10 protein-coding genes are annotated in these 16,855 nt (G+C 41.1%); 2 read left to right on the forward strand and 8 right to left on the reverse strand.

The annotated features are described in order from the left end of the window. Positions 1–47 precede the first annotated feature (47 nt). The 8 genes from CLV99_RS10020 to CLV99_RS10055 all read right to left on the reverse strand — a co-directional run bounded on the left by CLV99_RS10020 (position 48) and on the right by CLV99_RS10055 (position 14,612). Positions 48–1,586, reverse strand: coding sequence for a RagB/SusD family nutrient uptake outer membrane protein (locus tag CLV99_RS10020; RefSeq protein WP_133584365.1), 1,539 nt, complete (start codon positions 1,584–1,586; stop codon positions 48–50). Between the two features lie 11 nt (positions 1,587–1,597). After that, positions 1,598–5,194 carry a SusC/RagA family TonB-linked outer membrane protein gene (locus CLV99_RS10025; protein ID WP_133584366.1) on the reverse strand — a complete coding sequence of 1,199 codons (3,597 nt, stop codon included), beginning with the start codon at positions 5,192–5,194 and terminating at the stop codon, positions 1,598–1,600. Positions 5,195–5,318: 124 nt separating this feature from the next. Then, positions 5,319–6,467: a FecR family protein gene (locus CLV99_RS10030; protein ID WP_133584367.1), complete on the reverse strand. Its 1,149-nt coding sequence runs from the start codon at positions 6,465–6,467 to the stop codon at positions 5,319–5,321. A gap of 108 nt (positions 6,468–6,575) precedes the next feature. Further along, complete coding sequence (locus CLV99_RS10035; RefSeq protein ID WP_133584368.1) at positions 6,576–7,160, reverse strand: RNA polymerase sigma factor; 585 nt, start codon at positions 7,158–7,160, stop codon at positions 6,576–6,578. Positions 7,161–7,545: 385 nt separating this feature from the next. Next, on the reverse strand, positions 7,546–8,952 hold the full coding sequence (locus CLV99_RS10040; protein WP_133584369.1) for a RagB/SusD family nutrient uptake outer membrane protein: 1,407 nt from the start codon (positions 8,950–8,952) through the stop codon (positions 7,546–7,548). A 10-nt stretch (positions 8,953–8,962) separates the two neighbouring features. Beyond that, the gene (locus CLV99_RS10045) at positions 8,963–12,613 is read right to left on the reverse strand and encodes a SusC/RagA family TonB-linked outer membrane protein (protein WP_133584370.1); all 3,651 of its coding nucleotides are present in this window, start codon (positions 12,611–12,613) and stop codon (positions 8,963–8,965) included. Positions 12,614–12,750: 137 nt separating this feature from the next. Further along, entirely contained in the window at positions 12,751–13,929 is a 1,179-nt protein-coding gene (locus tag CLV99_RS10050) for a FecR family protein (protein WP_133584371.1), read from the reverse strand. Positions 13,930–14,021: 92 nt separating this feature from the next. Next, the gene (locus CLV99_RS10055) at positions 14,022–14,612 is read right to left on the reverse strand and encodes an RNA polymerase sigma factor (protein ID WP_133584372.1); all 591 of its coding nucleotides are present in this window, start codon (positions 14,610–14,612) and stop codon (positions 14,022–14,024) included. 323 nt (positions 14,613–14,935) lie between these two features. On the opposite strand from CLV99_RS10055, the gene CLV99_RS10060 reads away from it, so the two are divergent. Then, positions 14,936–15,505 carry an RNA polymerase sigma factor gene (locus CLV99_RS10060; RefSeq protein ID WP_133584373.1) on the forward strand — a complete coding sequence of 190 codons (570 nt, stop codon included), beginning with the start codon at positions 14,936–14,938 and terminating at the stop codon, positions 15,503–15,505. A gap of 87 nt (positions 15,506–15,592) precedes the next feature. Beyond that, on the forward strand, positions 15,593–16,729 hold the full coding sequence (locus CLV99_RS10065; protein WP_133584374.1) for a FecR family protein: 1,137 nt from the start codon (positions 15,593–15,595) through the stop codon (positions 16,727–16,729). Positions 16,730–16,855 lie beyond the last annotated feature (126 nt).

Raw genomic sequence — 16,855 nt, forward strand, 5'->3', positions numbered from 1 at the left:
AGCTGGCGGATCATTTTGTTTTTTATTAATGAGTGTTTTTGAGATGTTTAATACGTGTTCTGTACGATAGCACCATTACTCGATATAATCTCTGTTACAGGTATCGGACTCGCATACCGCCTCGAATTTTTGGGTAAGGAATACGTTTTGACAGACTCGTTAAAAAGTACATTCGTACCATTGTAGGGATAGAAATCTCGAGTTAAAACCACATCATCATTGGGGTCCTCATTGTTGTTATACCTCCGGATGTCAAACCAGCGTTGTACAAAAGGCATTTCTCTTCTTCTTTCTTCCAGTATCTTTTTTATAGCATCATCTTTAGATGTCGCTGTCAGTGTGACCCAAGTTCCAGGTTTCATACGTTTTGCTCTCAAAATATTCAACGTATTGATTGCTCCCATATAATCATCGGTACGCGCCTGTGCTTCGGCTTTCATAAGTAACACCTCGGCAACAGTTGGGCCTGAAGGGATCCATTCTTTAAAGAAAAACACATAGCCCGGATAGCTGTAAGCGGGTTTGACCATCCCTCGATCATAAGAGTAGTTCTCAACCATGTGGTATTGATAACGTAAGTCGTTTGTTTGGTCATAGAGAGCCAACAGCTCTTGGCTTGGTATATACCACCAAGTACCCACACTCAACATCCTGAAATATAGAAATTCCTTCCATCCGATCATGTCGGTTTGATCGCTCTGATTATCATGCGTGTAAGGGTATTTCAGGGTTACAGTTTCCGCTTGCTGCGTCCCTGCATTAATACCTACAGTTCCGTCTATGCCATAGCGCATTTCTGTATTATAGTCTACAAGGGTACTATAGTCCTGCAAAACCGCATTCGCATGTGCAATGGTTTTGTTATAGTCGTTTTTGTGCAGATAATACCGAGCTGCGAAGGCATTCACACCTTCTTTACTGGCCCGCCAGTGTTTAGCTCTTCCGGATTGGGTTAAAGAAACAGGCGTCTTCAACGCTTCCGATAAGTCAGATTCGATGAGCTGATATACTTTTTCCAAGGATTGCCTTTCTATGGCTTCTTCAAAACTGGTACTCGTCTTTAATGGTAGCCCCAATTCATTTTTATTCGCATCCGTGTACGGGAGACAATAGGTGTTGGCTAGTATCCAGTAACTGTATGCACGGATAAAGTGCGCATCGGCTTTAATAATCGCTTTTTCCTGTTCAGTACCGGTTACGTTGTCTAGATTACTTAGCGCCATATTGGCGGTGAATATCTTTTTATATTCCTCCGTCCAAAGGTTATCGCGTTGTTCGTTAAGGAGAAATTGCGTATCCCAGGTTGCGAATTGTATAGCTGCGATATTGGATAAGACGGATCGGCCTCCATTGTAGAGGTTAACAGTCAACCCCCAATCGTCTGTACCATAGGTTTGTGCACGATTTTCTTCTCGGTAGAAAGTAGATTGATTATCTAGCAATGCATTCAGCTGTGCAGTAGTCTTAACCACCAGTGCGGATGTTTTAGAAGGCGGCTCTTCTAAGAATTTTTCGCAGGATAGGAGCGTACAAGAGACCGCTATCAAAGCGAGTATAGTATAAGGATGTATATATTTTATGCTCATGATTTATCTTATTATAGTTCACATTTAATACCCAGTGAGATACGTGGTTGCGGTTTTAATGTACCTAACGGATATTCAGGATCCTCTCCGGCATTATTCGCTACTACGGTGAATAGATCATTCCCCTGTGCAAATACCTGAATACGCTTCATATTAATTCTCGTACTTAAATTTACAGGAAGGTTATAGCTTAAGTTGATCTCCTGCATGCGGAGATGCGAAGCGCTCTCGACCAAGTAATTCATGTAGGGGTGGAATCGATCCCAAAAATAGTATCGGGGTTCGATCTGGTTCAATGGAAGTGGGACTATTTCCATTGGATCCCCATTTGTTACTTCCCCTACTTTTTTATTCGGTAGTACACGCGAACTCAGCGTCGCCGGATAGTTAAATCCTTTTCTTTTGAACTGGTGTCCAAACTTTCCGGTAACGATAAACGATAGATTAAAATCATAAACTTTAAACGAGTTGGTAAATCCAAAAGTATATGGAGCTACAGTAGTCCCCATATTTAACAGGTAGGAGGTGCCATCACCCGGAGTGGCTGCCGCAAAATCGTAATTTGTGCCATTAAGTCCTGCTACGGTGGGTTGATTATTGATTACTCCCGTGTATTCGTAAGCCCACAGGGTATTCGCATCTTGACCTTCGACATAAGCCACAGATCCACCGCCCACAAGCCAAGAGGCATTGTAATTCGCTACAAACAATTGCGTGATCTTGTTCTTATTGTACGAAAAGTTCGCATTACCTCTCCAGACAATATCATTTCCTTTGATCCGTTGTATCGTTCCCAGTTCCAGCTCGATCCCCTTATTGGTCATCGCAGCATTGTTTAAGTTCTGACGAGTAGTTCCATTCACGGCAGGAATGGATAAGGTCGCTATCAGATCTTTGCCAGATTTATTGTATATGTCTACTTTACCATACAGCGCACCTTGAAATAAGCTGTAATCGACACCAATATTCCATGTGCCTGTTTTTTCCCAGCGTAATGTTGGGTTTCCAAAGCTTGATATAGTAGCACGGTAGTCTCCGGTATACAGGTTTGGCGATGATTCTATTGCAATCAATGGACGGAAAGATGTCGAACGGTCTACGTTACCGTTATAGCCATAGGTAGCGCGTAGCGCAAGATGGTCTACCCAATCCACCTGTTGCATGAAATCCTCTTTATTCAGACGCCAGCTTCCCCCCAGTGACCAAAACGGTGCGTACCGATAAGACGGGTCATCTGTTATCAGGTTTGATGCATCCGTACGTATGCTTCCCGATAGCGTATACTTTGATTTATAAGTATATGCTGCATTTGCGAATAAGGAGAAATAGCGATCTGTAATGTGCGTGAATTTATTTACATAACCAAAAGACTGATTATAGCCGGTCCAATCCCTTATAGGAGCTGTCGGCGTCCCCGGACCATTCGGAAATATACCGACACTAAGTGTCTCTTCATTATAGCCATATGCTGTAGGTGCGTTGGAGGTCTGTGATATCAAATGATTTATCTCTGTTCCTCCAATAAAATTGATCTCATGGTCTTCGCCAAATTGACGATCAAAATTAAGTTGGTTACGGAAGATATAAGATTCCGTCTTACTGCTATTTTGTTCTAAAATGCCACCTTTTGGAAGATTCAACGTAATACGGTTAGTCGCTCTATCCCAGCTAGCAGCAGTGTTTACAGCATTTCTGACATAGAAAGTGTTTTCGTTGTTAAAATTTCTGTTAGTGGTGTTAAACAATTCATATTGTACCTTCGTGTCAAAAGAAAGCCCTTTGATTATTTTAAAGGTCAGGCCAGCTTGTAGTCGGGTATTCAGTTGCTCGCTGGTATATTTTCTGTTTTCAATTTCCTGGATAGGATTATAAGACCAGTCAGCATACGGAAACCGATCCATAGGTACCAAGCGATCTAAAATCGGGGTGTAATATTTCGAGATATTGGTTAGCGAGCCATCTTCATTTCTAAGCATTTCATAGGGAGCGATGTTCGCTATATCTGCTAAAGGGTTTGGCGATCCATAAGGATTTACATTATAATTGACACCACTCCGGTTTACTTTGTTATAATTGACCAATCCTCCAAAATTGATTTGCAGCCATTTAAAAACATCGGCAGATGTATTATAGTTGACCGTATATTTTTTGTTATCCGATCGTTTAAAGTTTGATTGTGTATCTTCAAAAAGTAAAGATACCCTATTCGACATTCGTTCTGTCGAGCCTGATAGATCCAAAGAATATTGCTGTACAGTAGGATTGGTGAGTAGCTCATCACGAATCTGTTTTTTGTTGTCCAGGGTTTTGTACTTGGCCAACAACGCGTCCCTTTCTGCTAGAGAGATATAGCCTAGATTGTGCTCACTCATCGCTATAGTTCCCGGTGACCAGGATTTATAAACGTCGTTCGGAAATACACCTCCATTGATCTGTGCTCCCCAGTTGCCAAAAGATTTCATCTCATAGTCGATCGTTTCGGATGAGGAGGCTAACGGATTCACATAATCTAGATCTAACTTTTTAGAGATACGCGTGAAAGCAGAGAAATTTACAGCTAAAGGAGTTCCTTTCTTTCCTTTTTTCGTGACTACCACGATTACACCATTCGCAGATTTTGCACCCCATATCGATGCTGCCGCCGCGTCCTTTAATACGGTCACACTTTCCACATCATTGGGATTGATTGTGCTGAAATCACCTTGTATTGGAAATCCATCCACCACCACAAGAGGCGCTGCATTTTGATTCCGGATTCCAAAAGGATCACGGATATTCAGCGCCGTCTGTCCCCTGATTTCAAATCTGGGATTACCATCAGTGTCCAGTGTAGCTTGCATCCCTGCCGTAGTACCGATAAGGCGTTGCGCGATGCTCGTAGCAGGTTTTTCCAGTTGTTCCTGGCTTATCGTGTTAAAAGACCCTGTAGCTCTTTCTTTTGATATTGTCTGATATCCCGTATTAACTACTGATACTTCTTCCAGTTCCGAGGTAAGCAGCTCCATTTTTATCGACAATGTATGGGCTTTACCTACCGTTATTTCTTTCTTCTTATACCCGAGAAAAGAAAGCTGCAATACGGCGCCTTCATCGACTCCGGATAGGATAAATTCTCCAGCAGCACTGGTTTGTACAGCGATATCTGAGTTTTTTACACGTATAGTTACCCCCACCAATGGAGATCCCTTTTCATCCAGTACGATACCCCTTATATCCACAGCGGCAATAGCTGATGAACTTTTAGCAATTTCATCTTTTTTTCGTATCAGAACAGTCTTATCATTTATGGCATAAAATAAAGGTTGATTTTTAAGACAGGTCTCCAAGACATTCGTGATACTGGCATTTTTAAAATCGACATCAATTAGTTTAAGGTGATTAATATCTTTGTCGAGGTAAATAAAATCATAACCGCTTTGCGCACTTATTTTATCCAATACCTGTTGGAGTGATATATTCTTCCCCTTTATAGTAATCTGGGCGTTGGTAACGGCGCTTACCTGCATCAGAGAAAAAAGCATTATGAATGTGGTCAACTTCATAATCAATAGTATTTTTTGGAGCATTTTCATACGAATATTCGCCCCATATTTTTCATCAATTTTCATTAATTTTGAATTGTTTGGTTAGTTGAGTATTAGTTCTCGTAATGAATTGTAATGATTGGCCAAACAGTTAAGCGGGGGTAGGTCGAAGTACTCCCGTTTTTTTTAGCCATTTAGTTAGAATATGTTATGGCATGACGATAATCCTCCTTCCTTCAATTTTAAATTTGGCAGCTTTTGTAAACGATATTTTGTCTAGAATTTCCGAAATATCGTCGTAGCGGCTGATGGAACCCGTGAAAACTTTATCACTGAAATCTCCTTTATAGATGACTTCTACATCGTACCATCTAGAAATTTTTAACATAATGCTTTCCAAGCTTTCACTTTTGAAAATGAACTTGCCGTTTTTCCAGGCGATCATTCTCTCTGCATCCACATTCAGAATTTGGGTTTTGTTACCATGGAGCACAACTTGTTGATTTGGCTCTAGGAGCGTATTGTTAACCTTTACCGATCCTTCCAGTAGGGTAGTGCGGCTAATTGATTCTTCGCTATAACTGTTTATGTTAAAGTGGGTACCCAGCACCTCCACGGTTTGATTTTTACTTTCTACGACAAAAGGTTTTTTAATATCCTTAGCCACTTCAAAGTAGGCTTCTCCGTCCAGTTTAACGAGACGCTTTTTTGACGTTCCCATATGCGCAGAATAAGTTAAGCTGGTAGCGGCATTTAGCCACACCTTAGTTCCATCCGATAGGGTGATCTGATAGGTTCCCCCTTTTGGAGTGGTGATCGTCTGTGTCAGGGTAGCCGAAGAGCCCTGGGGTACACCAAGCACAGTGCCATCATTATAGGTCAGCTGTTCATCATCGATCACGATACCGTTTTGATTTTCGCTCAACACGATTTGTTCGCCATTCGCTAAGGTGATTGTGGCTTTATTTCCCCCTGGCGAAATCAGTCTCTGTTGTTCTACTTTTCCTGTCAAAGGGATCTTTACCTGTTCTTTCTTGTACATTAAGGTACTTATTAGTACCATAGCGATTACAGCAGCAGCGGATATTGCCCATCTCCATAGCCCTATCTGTTTACCTCTTTTCTGTTGGATATAAGAAGGGTCTTTTATTATGCGTTGATAAAGTGCCTCACTTTGGGAGACTGAAAATGGATGTTCTTCTAAATCTTTCCAGTCTTTATCCATAAATAACTCTACGTCATCAACAGACTCGTATTCTCTGATTAAGGACAATAACTGGCGGTATTCATCTTCATTAATTTGACGATTCGTGTATTTCTCCAATAAATCTTGGATAATGTATTTTTCGTTGCGCATGTATTCAACAGTTAAAAGTTGGAGCTATTAACTGTAATACACCTCAAAATAGGGAAGGGAGTAGTCGGAAATGAAAAAAAATGTCAAACGTAGACAAACCTTCTATAGCTAATGTAGAAATAATATTGCTGCAAAGAGGCCAGGGTAGCTTTCGAGATAAAAACGAAGTGTTTTAAGTGCTTCAGCACTATGTTTTTTAACGGTTTCCTTGGAGATATTGAGTTTTTCGGCGATCTGTAGATGGCTTAGTCCTTCGTACCTACTCATTTTGAATACCTGGTGCTGTTGTGGAGACAACTTAGTGATAGCCTGATCCAGAAATTTTTGTAACTCTGCAGCGTGTACAATATCCTCTGTACTATTGCTTAATTCGATATAATTAGACCACAAGGCTTCCGCCGCCGCGTTAGATCGGGCAGCATCACGGATACGGTTCAAGCACAGTCTTTTGCAGATGGTATACAACAGAGAGCTTATAGGTTGTTCTTCGTCAATGTTATCACGCGTTGTCCAGAGCTTCACTAGGGCATCATGTACGGCTTCTTCCGCTAATTCTTTACTGTGCAAATACCGCAAATTGAAGTGATAAAGTTTCTTATGCCATCTATCAAATACCGCACGAAAGGCAAGCTCGTCATTCTGTTTAAGCAAAATGATGAGTTCCTTTTCAGAATATCCAGTATAAGAATTCATAAATATAATTATCGCACTTCTAAATAGGCAATTTTGGTCAGCCGAATTACAAAGGTAAGCCAAGATAGTTATATTTTTAAATTTATCCGTGCTGTCAAGCTTTTATTATATAAGGACAGCTCTTCCGTCTGACGTTTTTTGAAAAATAAAAAGGGACTGTCTAAAAAGTAACCAATAGTCGTCATAGCGAGCCTGAGGAACGACGGTGTGGCAATCTAATTGGCTTAAAATACAGATTACTTCGTCATTCTTTACCGATTGTCTCCGACGTAAAGAGCTCGTCGGAGACAATCGGTACAAGCTCTCGAAAAGACGAGAATTTTGACCTTTTTGGACAGTCCCTATTCGAAAACTAATGATGATAATATCAGCTTCCGGGCTTTAGTTAGGGGTTATTGGGCATCCCAGGATTTGCATCGATGACTCCCCGAGGTAGGCGTAGTGTCAATCTTAAGGGATCCAAGGTATATGATTCCAAAGCGGCTCCATTTTGACCATCGTACGTGATATGTGTATAGGTCGTATTCTCGAATAGCGGATCATTCGATAATCTTCGCATATCAAGCCATCGATGTCCATATAATGCAAATTCGCGTACGCGTTCTTCAATTACAAATTTTATCAAGTCATTTTTAGATACAGCACTTACAGTAGCATCAGCCTCGGGCATGCGCATTTTTCTAAAATTAAGGAGTGTGGTACGCGCTTCCTCTGTCCGATCTAGACGTGCTTCACATTCGGCTTGCATGAGTGTTACGTCTGGCATCGTGACTCCATGTGCTACTTGAGCACCTGTAGGCCCCTTCCTTCGCATCATTCCTGTTACCGGAAATGTTCCCGTTCCTTGATACGGAACGTTTGTGAAAGACTTTAAGCGCATATCATTTGGTTTGTACAATTCGCTTACCCAAGGAGCTAATAATATCTCATTTCCATTCAGTATCCATTGCGATATACTTATCCGAACCATTACATCCTGTATATTATTAAATCCTGATCCGACGGACCAATTGGGATTCGTGTAGGTTTGGTTAAAATCATATAGCCCCACTTCGAAACTCGTAGGCAAGTGTCCTTTTGCTGTTTTGATCCACTCCAGCGCACTTTTATAATCCGCCATATACCAGTAAATCTTCGCCAACGTAAATTCTGCCGCAGCACGGCACATACGAAGTCTATGCGGTACATTTATAGGCATATCCGGTATAGACGATTTAAGGTCTGATATCATCGATTCATAGACCTCTTTAACCGTAGCCCTTGTAAAATTATTTTGTGTGACATCAGCGATCGTGATAAGTGGTATACCCAGGTCGGTAGCCGCAGTTTCCGGATGATATGGCTTGCCGTAATAATTGACCAGCATCATGTTAAAATAAGCTCGAGAAGCGATTGCTTCTGCTTGGATACTTCGTTTATATTCCGTCGATCCTTCTTCAGAATTCATCACCTCATTGATGATTTTATTGTAGAGGTAGATGTTCTTTATCGGATCCTGCAGTTCAGAGGCACTTTGTTCCTGCTCGTAGATATCCGCTTCCCACCGAAACAAGCGCTGGAATCGTAAATTGGTCGCATTAAAGTAGGTGGATAGCGTTGTCACATCATCGCCTAGTACCAATAGCGGGATATCAAATCCAATAGATTGAGAGGTATAGAGCATATTTTCATACTCAAAGGTTTTACTGGCTATCAAGCTCCCTTTTGGAGCTACTTCCAAGAAATCTTTTCCACAGGAGGTCAAGAGCGTTATTAATAACAACAGTAAGCCAATTTTATTTAAGAGAGTCATAGTTCAACGGTTAAAATGAAAGGTTAGCCCCAAAAGAAATTGTATTTTGTCCGGTACGAAGCGCGCGCGTACCACCAAAAGTTCCTAAGCCCTGAAATTCAGGATCTATACCGTATTTATTTGCTTTCCAGAGCATGATGTTGCCCAATTGACCAAATAATCGGAGATCACTGATACGTAGTGGAGCTAGCAGCTCCTTAGGTAGGTTATAACTAAGTGTCAGATCCCGGATCTTCACAAAGGAGGCATCAAGAACATTTGTATGGCCTAGCATATAATAAAAGGTACTACGACGTGAACTGTTGAGACTTGTATTACCTACGAAAGAGGGTATATCAGTCGTTAACTCGTCACCTGCCGCCTTCCAGCGATCAGCAAAATCACTATGAAAATTATTTTGGTACGCATTGACTGTCGTATATCTGTTATTCACATCTCTACGCATCACATGACCGGCATTAAATACCATGTTGATTTGTAATCTCCACCCGTCATAGCGAAAACTATTATTAAATCCACCAGACCATTTGGGTTGGGTTGTACCCGAATAGAGGATGTCTTCCGGTTTAGACACATTTGGCTTTTTGGTTGTGCTACCATCATTCAATTGGATCAAAGGATCTCCCAATTCATCAAGCCCCACGTAATTGTAAGCAAAAATAGCGTAAGCCGAGTAATCCTGTACGTTACGCTCGCTTACTTTTCGGGCACCAGTAGTAATGCTGTTTGCATTATAGGATTTGGTGACACGATTCGTATTATAAGCACCATTGAGGGTTGTCCTCCAGTTAAATTTGCCGTGCTGTATGTTGTTGGTCGTTAACGAAAGCTCTAAACCGCGGTTTCTAATTTCTCCGGCATTACCCAATATGGTAGGGGATACCGCCGCTGCAAAAGGATTAAGCAACATCAAATCAAGTAATCCATCTGTCTTTTTCCAATAAGCATCCAATGATCCTGAGATTCGATTGTTAAGCAATCCAAAATCGATTCCAAAATTCGTGTTCTTGGTGAGCTCCCAGGTCAACCTTCTGTTTGCCGGACTATTGATGGTGTAGATATTGCCATTTGGTACTGTATACCCAGAAGGTACCCTTGCCAACAAAATGTCTTGTGATGAAGCTGTACCGGGCGATGGCGAGTTACCCGTGATACCATAGGTCGCCCTCATGCGAAGTTCATTAATCCAATCAATTTCATGTGCAAAACTTTCTTTTTTAATATTCCATACGCCCCCTATACTATACACAGGCTTATTTTGAGCTGATTTATCTTTTCCAAACAGATTCGATTGATCAATCCGCCAGCTCGCATTAACGCCATATTTCTCAAATAGCATATAGGTTAGCGTAGAATAGAAGGATATTAGCCGAGCATCTAGATTTTGTACGGAATAAATATCAGGTGAGTAGAATGCTAATCCGCCTGTTGTCGGATATATTATTCCTTGGAGTGTACTAGAAGAAAGTGTTTTATAGTCCACCATCTGTACCGTATTTAGATTATCGTCATAGCCCCGGATCAGTTCATTGACATTATCCGTGCTTTGAGACTGTATCTCATTTCCTGCAAGTACAGTCAGCTGATGTTGTCTCCCGGACCAGTTCTTGTTAAATACGAACTGATTTCTTAACGTATAATCCTCTCTACTGGTATTAGCGGTACGCAACCGCCCGCCGTTACGGGGCATATGATAAGTTACAGCATTCGTAGATGGATTGAATACAGCGTAGCTTAAGACTTCCTTTCTGACATCAAAAGCCTTTTGATCCTCAAATTGCCGAGATTCATTTTTGCCTTTGGTGTAGCTATACGTACCTTCAAAACTTAATCCTTTGTAGAGGTCTACTTTTAGTCCTGTGTTTATCCTTACCGCTAGACCATTGGTGCGTGTGTAGCCGAATCCTGGTTCATCTAGCGGAACATAGCTTAGGTCGGTTTTTCCTCTGGATTCTGCTGTATTACGGAGTTGATCCGTGAGCTGACGCCAAGAGATATCTATGTTATTTCCATTGACATCCTGAAACAATTGGTATGGCGTAAACCGAGAATCAAAATTTGTCCAAGGATTACTTCTCCCCATATTATTAGTTACATCAGTTACCAAGTACAGATTGACTTTAGAACCAAATTTGAAATCCTGTCTTAGGTTTAGTTTAAATATATCACTGGCGTTATCCGGTCTATTGCCGATACCTCTATTTCCGGTATAATTTAAAGAGCCGTAAAAAGCATATTTGTCAGTAGCCCCACTAGCCGCAATGGAGTGGTTGTTAACTATATTATTTCGAAAGAATAAATCAGAAATTTGTGCGCTGTTGGAGAGTTTTGATAGACTGTCCAATCGTTGGTCGACCTGTTGTTGCGTAGCGAGTCCTCGGCTCAGATCATACAGTGCCAGTTCATGCGGAGCCACGATGGGCGTGATGCCAGCGTTTATATTTGTCCAAGGCACGATCGTTGCGTCAAAGCTTTCCCGGGCAGCCTGTATGTAGGATCTGCTGTCAAGCACAGGGAGGTAACTTAAGTCTGGCCTCTTCTGTATCCGCAAAAAGTTGCTATATTCTAATTTTAGTTTTCCACTACCTTTTTGACCTTGTTTGGTCGATATCACAATTACCCCGTTTGCAGCGCGGGTACCCCAGATAGATGCAGCGGTAGCATCTTTTAGTACGTTTACTTCGAGTACGTCATTCGGGTTGATCAAGCTGATATCCTCATACGGTACACCATCCACGACAAAAAGCGGAGATCTGCTCGTCGTCGATACGCCAAATCCACCGATGTTGATGGTACTGCCTACAGTCGAAAGACCCCTAACTTGAAAAGGGTCAGCTCCCGGTGCGTTGTTGACCGTGAGCCCGGGGATTAGACCATCTAGTCGCTGTATTACGTTCATCGTACCTACGCGGTCGTTATAGATATCCATGTCAGGTTTTGAAATGGACCCCGCAATCCGTTCTCTCGCAATACTTTGATACCCCGTATTGACAGACACGTATACCTCATCCACGTTGTTTAGGTTGGGAAAAAGACGTACAGTTACGGCTGCATTCGACATTATTTGCTTGTTGATAGGTATCTGTTGGGAGCGATAGCCGATATATGAAATGAGTAAGACATCTTCCTCACCAACGTCTATCCGAAAGCTTCCATCTTGGTCAGATTTAGTAGATTTGTTCGCATTTCGGACCAGGATGCTGGCTCCAGGCAGCGGCTTGCCAAGAGAGTCTACAATACTACCCGTTATTTTTATGGAATCCCGTGTCGATATCTTTTTGATCTCCTCGCTCTTTTGCGGTACATTTTTCTCCGAAAGAAAGATCGTTTTGTTTCCGATGCGGTACGTAAACGGCTGATCTTTTACGACTAAGGATAAAAACTGATCAAGTTGCATGTTTTTGGCATCGATGCTTATCGGTTTAGCCTGTTCTAATAAATCTAAATTGCCGAAAACAGAATAATCGGTTTGTTTTTTGATAGCGGCAAATACATCTTTCATGGCTAGTTTTTTCGTTGAAAGCGTAATTTTTTGCCCCATAACCGGAAATAAGGAGATCACTAAAAGTAATGTTCCCATCCACTTTAAAGCGTCTGATGTCCAGCCATTGAACTTTTTGCATCGAGATTTTTGCTCGTGTGCATTAATTATTTTTTGCATATTTTTGTACTAATTAGGTTAATTAAAATGTCGCACATTTTTGTCGACCAATTTTCACCGGAGATGTTGCTGCATTTCCGGTTTTTTGTATATCGTCGACGCGTAATTGTTAGTCGAATTTGTTCTTTTGTATCGTGTTAATTACTTAATATCGTTAACCTCCTTTCTTTTAATTTGAAGCGAATACCCGATTCCTTTAAGGCATTCAATATATCAGAGAGACTTTCTTCTCGGCTTATTTCACCAAAGAATCGCGTCTGTGGTATGTTGCCTGCATAGTTCACCTCGATATCATACCAGCGTTCGAGCTGTTTCATGATTTCTTCTATGCCAGATCCGTCAAAGTTAAATACCCCTTTTTTCCAAGCCAGTACCTGATCGATATTTTCTCCATGTAAGATGGCTATTTCTCCACTGGATTTGTTTGGGTCAATGCGAGCCTGCATACCGGGTTTCAGTACGGCTAGTTTATTGTTATGTTGCACGCGCACACTACCTTCTATGAGTGTCGTATTGATTGTTTTTTCATTGGCATAGTTGTTTATGTTGAAATGCGTTCCCAGCACTTCAACAGCGCTATGAGCATCAGTTTTTACAATAAATGGTTTTTGTTTGTTGGATGTAACCTCAAAATAAGCTTCACCTTTCAATTCAACCTCACGTCGTTCGGAGTCAAATACCGTAGGATATTGCAGACTGGAGGACGCATTTAACGATACTTTAGTTCCATCCGATAAAACGATTTGATAAGTGCCGCCACGAGAAGTCTGTAATAACAATTGTTGGGCAGGTTCCACCGTTTTACCCCCTACGGATGATCCGTCTGTATATGCGATTCCATCCTTATTGACTACAATTCCACTTTTAGATTCGTTGAGATCGATGCGGCTACCATCAGCCAGTAGGATGAAGGCTTCCCCCTGTGCTGGTTTTATATCGGTTACCTGACTTTGTTCCGTCTCGGTTTGCTTAGTATATAACCATGTACCTATTCCACCACCTATCACCAGAAGAATTGCCGCTACATAGGGCAGCCAGTAACCAATCGTTTTGATTGGTCTATTTTCTTCTGTGGCAGGCCGTATCGGCGACTGGTTTTGGATATGCCTTAGCGTACGAGCGATATCGACAGGTATACTGTGAAAACTTTCAAGATCTTCTCGCAATTGGTTGGCATCATCGATTTTTCGGAGTATTGCGCTATTAGCTTCCGAACTATTTGCCCAGTTCTCTACTTTCAGCCTATCCTGTTCATCCAGCTCATCTCTTAAGTATTGCTGTAAAAGCGTAATAATTTCATTTCTATCTAGCTCCATCTTGATTCGTATTGATAGTCCAATTGGTGTCTTCTTGCTAGTAAAACGAGAAGAACAATGTAAATCTTTGGAAAAAAGATAAAAAAAATAACTTAGTTGAAACTAGCGAAAAGTAAAAGGCAGAAAAAAGGATTGGTCTTCTTGAATAGCGCCCTTATTGCTTTCGTAGCCTCGTGCTTATGGATAAAAACTGCATTTGCCGAGATGGATAGCTGTTCCATGATTTCATCGGTCGTTAAGCCGTCAAAATAGCTAAGCAAGAATACCTGCTTTTGTTTTTCGGGCAGTTTGCAGACCTCCTCATAGATAGCTTTGAGGAGCTCCGTATAAATAATATGTGATTCAATGGTCTCGGGGGCCAAAATAAGAAGCTCGTCATTTATACTTATATCTGAAGGACGGTTCTTAGGAGATTTTAAGTAGTCCAAACACGCATTTCGTACGACTACATACAGATAAGACTTCAGTTCGGATGCGCTATTAATTTTTTCTCGTTGGTTCCATGTTTTTAGAAAACTGTCATCAATGATTTCTTCGGCTACCTCTAGGTTATTCAATATGTTCTTAGCAAAAAAAAGCATCTCACGTTGATGCTTATTGATAAAGTATTCCAGTGCCACGACATCTCCGCTTTGAAAGCGAAGAAGCATATCATTATCTTTAGGATTAGCACTTATGCTCATGGATACTTTTGAGAAATTGTTGCTAAATAATGAAATCTTTAGCAAAATAGCAAGCAGATTGAAGATGAGATGACTGCATAACGGCTAATAGAGATTCAATGTTCCAGAGGAAATCTAATCATACCGAATAAAATTTTAGCCCAGCGGCCCGAATCATTCTACAGGGTGAGATAAATGAAATAGAAAATAGTGGATAAGTTGTCGATAAATTATTCTTAAAACAATCATTTATGAATCGTCGTAAAAAATATTTTAAGATAATTGGTCCTATATACTATCTTTGGTCTAGATTTCAATAGCTTATTTTTAACCTTTTAAAGCCCTTGGATATTAAAAATCTTTCAGATTTTCAGTTAGTTGCGTTGTTGAAGGACGGGGATTCCGATGCTTATAGCGAGATTTATAATCGGTATCATGCGGCGCTTTATGTGCATGTTTTTAACAAACTTAGACTTCGGGAAGAATCAAGAGATATCGTTCACGAGCTCTTTGCGAGTTTATGGAGTAAGCGTAGTGAAACGGAGATAAAAGGTAATCTTTCTACTTATTTATATGTTTCTGCCCGGTACAAAATATTTGATTTCATTGCCCGACGTGATACCGAAAGCAAATACATCAGCTCAATTAAAGATTTTATAGATAAAAACACCTATATAACGGATTATTTGGTGCGGGAAAAAGAATTGCAATTGTTGATTGATCAGGAGATAGCAGCCCTACCGCCTAAAATGCGGAGAATATTTGAACTTAGTCGCAACAACCACCTTACCCATAAGCAAATAGCGGATGAACTTGGGTTGTCCGAACAAACTGTAAAAAAGCAGGTTCAGAACGCATTGAAGATTTTGCGATCCCGACTGGGGCCAGCTGTATTTATTGCCTTTATCCTCTAAAGGTACCCCGTAAAATAAAATTTATTTTTTTCTACCCCCAAGTCCTTTCTCGTTCGACTCTAATTAAAATGAACGAAGACTAGCCTCATGGAACATAAAGACGTAATTGCCTTATTGCACAAATATCGATCAGGAACTTGTTCTGAAACAGAGCGCGCGCTACTGGAAAGCTGGTATCTTTATCATGATAGCGACGCCATAAAGGATTTATCTCCCGAGGAACTTAGTGTAGACCTCTTGATGATCAGAGAAGGACTGCCTCTGGTCAAAGCGACACCTGTACTAAAATTGTGGCGACCTAAAACTTGGGCGGTAGCCGCCGCAGCGATTACCGTGATTACCTTAGGTGTTTTGCTGTACAAAGTTTCCTCTTCTCATGTAGATTTGCAACTCGTAGATCAGGAGGACAACGAGTTGCTGTTTGACGATGTTGCTCCGGGAAAAAAATCAGCTACAATTACCTTAGCCAATGGCAGAACCATCGAATTGAGCGACAGTAAGGGTGGGCTTGTGGTTGGAGATCAACTCAAGTATGATGATAATACCGCAGTCGAAGAAGGTACACTGAGAGATCTTGCCGGGCAGGAGCTGACTATGCTCGTTGCTAGGACACCTAAAGGAGGTACATATGCGTTTGTTCTTCCCGATGGGACACGAATTTGGCTCAATGCAGATTCCTACGTTAGCTTTCCTTCAAGTTTTAAGGGAGATAGGCGAAAGGTCACATTGACAGGAGAAGCATATTTTGAAGTAGCGAAAGACAAAAATAGGCCTTTTATGGTATCTACCTCAGATCAAGATATTGAAGTACTGGGCACACATTTTAATGTTAAAAGCTATCCCGATGAAAGTGATGCCAAGACAACGCTATTGGAAGGCCGTGTCAAAGTTATTCCAAGAGAAGGAAGCTTTAAAATCCTGAACCCGGGACAGCAGGCTGTATGGTCCAAAAATAAGCTACGGCTATTGACGGTAGACTCCGAATCCGAAGTCGCTTGGAAAAATGGAGATTTTGTTTTCACTGGGCAGGGAATCAGAGACGTCATGCGTACTATTTCGCGTTGGTATGATGTTGAAGTAGATTATCAGACCGACCCAGGCGATATGAATCTGGAGGGAGCGGTTTCTAGATCAAAGAAATTATCCGTGATATTAAAAGTCCTTGAAAGTAGCAGTGATGTAAGATTTAGGGTCAATAACAACAAGATAATAGTAACCAAATAATCGAATCATAAATCTTAATACTAAAAAGGAGGTGTACCGAGTAAAATAGTTATCCAATTATCCCGTGATTTACCGAACTAGGAAGGTATGATATCAGCTAGCGAATTAAATTACTGCAAACTTAAA

Origin of the sequence: Sphingobacterium yanglingense, assembly GCF_004363245.1 — a bacterium.
Classification (GTDB): domain Bacteria; phylum Bacteroidota; class Bacteroidia; order Sphingobacteriales; family Sphingobacteriaceae; genus Sphingobacterium; species Sphingobacterium yanglingense.